At 63.9% G+C, this 2,890-nt stretch carries 3 protein-coding genes; 2 read left to right on the plus strand and 1 reads right to left on the minus strand.

Going from position 1 to position 2,890, the window contains the following annotated elements:
• Positions 1-129: 129 nt before the first annotated feature.
• Positions 130-1,026: an alpha/beta fold hydrolase gene (locus tag LO50_RS21820; RefSeq protein WP_044316349.1), complete on the plus strand. Its 897-nt coding sequence runs from the start codon at positions 130-132 to the stop codon at positions 1,024-1,026.
• A gap of 285 nt (positions 1,027-1,311) precedes the next feature.
• Here LO50_RS21820 and LO50_RS21825 read toward each other — a convergent pair whose 3' ends face one another.
• Complete coding sequence (locus tag LO50_RS21825) at positions 1,312-1,704, minus strand: DUF4168 domain-containing protein (RefSeq protein WP_044316350.1); 393 nt, start codon at positions 1,702-1,704, stop codon at positions 1,312-1,314.
• 149 nt (positions 1,705-1,853) lie between these two features.
• On the opposite strand from LO50_RS21825, the gene LO50_RS21830 reads away from it, so the two are divergent.
• Positions 1,854-2,890: histidine kinase dimerization/phospho-acceptor domain-containing protein (locus LO50_RS21830; protein WP_044316351.1), on the plus strand; the 1,037-nt coding region annotated here is incomplete at its 3' end.

Genomic DNA, 2,890 nt, shown 5'->3' on the forward strand with positions numbered 1-2,890 from the left:
CCCCCCCCGTTTTTCCTCCCAGCAGCGCCCAGCTGACTCGCCGGGCCACCAAGCTGGCCGGCACGGCAAGTCGTCATTCCAAGCCACCCCGCTAGACTGGCTTCGTCTCCATGAAAACAAGAAGAACGAATGAGTAGCACCGACGGCATAGCACTGGATACCTGGCGCGCCAGCGCTCGCGAGTTCGATTTTGGCGGCAATCGCATCCGCTACTGGACTGCTGGCGAAGGTGAGCCGCTGCTGCTGATCCATGGATTTCCCACCGCCAGCTGGGACTGGCACAAGGTCTGGCAGCCACTTGTGGCGCGCTATCGGCTGATTGCCTGCGACATGCTCGGCTTCGGCTATTCGGCCAAGCCGCGCGGGCACGCTTACAGCCTGATCGAACAGGCCGATCTGCAGCAGGCGCTGCTGGCGGAGCTGGGTATCGGCGGTGCGATCCATGTGTTGGCGCATGACTATGGCGACAGCGTCGCTCAGGAGCTGCTGGCGCGGCATTGCGAAGGGCGCATCGCGCTGACCAGCTGCGTGTTCCTTAATGGCGGGCTGTTCCCGGAAACCCATCATCCGGTACGGGTGCAGAAACTACTGCTCGGGCCGTTCGGCTTCCTGCTGGGTAGGCTGTTCTCGCGGCGTACGCTCGGGGCGACCTTCGGCCGGGTGTTCGGTGCGCAGACGCAGCCGAGCGACGCCGAGCTGGACGATTACTGGCGACTGATTGCCGAGAACGACGGACCGGCGGTGATGCACCGGCTGATCCGCTACATGCCCGAGCGGGTTAGGCAACGCGAGCGCTGGGTTACGGCCATGCAGCGCTGCAATGTGCCGTTGCGGGTGATCGACGGCGCGGCCGATCCGATCTCCGGTGCACATATGGTCGCTCGCTACCGCGAGCTGATTCCGACGCCCGACACCGTGCTGCTGGAGGGCATCGGTCACTACCCGCAGGTCGAGGCGCCGCTGCGGGTGCTCGAATACTACTTCGACTTTCGTGCGCGTCTTGCCTCTGTAGACCGCGACTGTTGAGCCGGCGGCACGTCATCGGCTCTTCGACGGTCGGTGCGATTGCGCGGGGCTCAGGTTTAACGTGGCGAGGTAGGTTCTTGTGGAGCGGCTCCAAGGGCGGTGCTGAATACGGATCTGGGGGTGTTGCCCGACCGGTTGCTTCTCGTCAAATACCCGTTTGAATCCAGCAACTTCAGGGTTCCGGCAGCCAGACGCAAGAAGCCCCGCCGGCATCAGCCAAACGGGGCTTTCTCGTTAGCCTGCGCGAGCTGCCTCAGGCAGCGCCGCGCGGTGTCGGTGATGTAATCACTGCTGCATCATCGCGATCACACGGTTACGCAGTTCCGGGTCGGTCTGCACGGCTTCGTTGATGGCGTTGTATTCGTCGATGCTAATGTCCTTTTCCTCGATCACGCCGAGCATTTTCTCGTTGGCCTGCTGCTGAAGCTCACGGGCCTTGTCGGCGTCTTCGGTCTTTTGCAGCTTGCCTGTGAATTCCTCGCGGATCTCCATGATCTCGCCAAGTGATTCGGCGAAGTTCTCCAGTTTCTTTTCACTGAACTGCTGCGCCTGTGCGCCGGCGGCTGGCTGCGCGGTAGGTGCCGGGTTGGCTGATTGCGCCGATGCAAGGGGGGCGGCCAGGCCGAGGAACAGCGAGAGGATTCCGGCGAAGGCGAGACGAGCGTTGTGCTGGGTCATGTTCATTCCTGCTTCGGTTAAAGACGTATTTGTCATTGCAGCAGCTGTGCCAGCTCTGGTTTTTGTATCTAATTGCTTGTTATTTAAAGGGTATCTCGTTTCGTCGGGGCAGGGTGGACCGGCAAACAGGGCGTCTTTAGTGTGCCCATATGACACATGTATCAATTTGGCAGCGTCCCTCCAGCCTGCGCGGCGCACTCCTGCTGAAGGTTGTCGTGCCGCTGATGGCGATCATGTTCGGCTTCAGTTCGGTGGTGCTCTGGACGGTCGAGCGCAGCAGCGAGCGGCGCCTGCAGGCCGAGGTCGAGCTGGTGGCGCGAGCGGTGCGCCTGCCGCTGAGCGCCAGCCTGGAGAAGAATCATGAGCGCACCCTGCAGCAGGTGCTGGAATCGGTGCTTGGCGTCGGTCGTGTGTATGGCGCCTATGTCTACGATCGTGATGGCAAGCTCGCGGCTTATGCCGGCGCGGTGGAACCGGATCAGGATGAGTCGGCGATCCAGCAGCTCACCGCCGGCGGCGAGCTGACCGGCACCTATCAGCGCATCAATGGCCGCCCGGTTTATTCCTACTTCGTTCCGCTGGAGGAAAGTGGCGGGCAGATCAATGGCCTGCTGCAGGTGACCCGGCGCTGGGGCGATTTCGAGCAGGACATCCGCCGCCTGCGCCTGATCGCCGCGGGCTTGGGTGGCTTGCTCGCCGGGGTGGCGCTGGTGGTGATCCTGCTCGGCCATCGCTCCGCGGTGGGCAAGCATCTGCAGCAGCTGGCGCGCAGCATGGAGCGCGTCGCGGCCGGCGAGCGCGAGCATCGTGCACCGCGCAGCGGGCCGCAGGAGATTGTCGTGCTCTCCGGCGCCTTGAATCAGATGCTCGACAGCATCGCCACCGCCGAGCGCCAGGTGGCCGAGCAGCAGGCCCGCGAAGAGCAGTTGCAGGCGCGCCTGCGCCAGAGTCAGCAACTGGCGGCAGTGGGACGGCTGGCGGCTGGTGTTGCGCATGAGCTGGGCAGCCCGCTGAGTGTGATAGACGGCAAGGCGCAGCGCGTATTGCGCGACGACGAGCTGGGCGAAACCCATCGCCGCGCTCTGTTGCAGATTCGCCAGCAGGTGGCGCGGCTCAGTGCCATCGTCCGCCAGCTGCTGGATTTCGGTCGCGCTGCCGGCTCGCCGCTGCGCAAGGTGCCCGCCGA

The sequence above is a fragment of the Stutzerimonas stutzeri genome (genome assembly GCF_000935215.1).
Lineage (GTDB): Bacteria > Pseudomonadota > Gammaproteobacteria > Pseudomonadales > Pseudomonadaceae > Stutzerimonas.

Coding starts and splice junctions, on each gene's coding strand:
- LO50_RS21820 (WP_044316349.1), top strand. CDS start 130: ATGAGTAGCACCGACGGCATAGCACTGGATACCTGGCGCGCCAGCGCT.
- LO50_RS21825 (WP_044316350.1), bottom strand. CDS start 1,704: ATGACCCAGCACAACGCTCGTCTCGCCTTCGCCGGAATCCTCTCGCTG.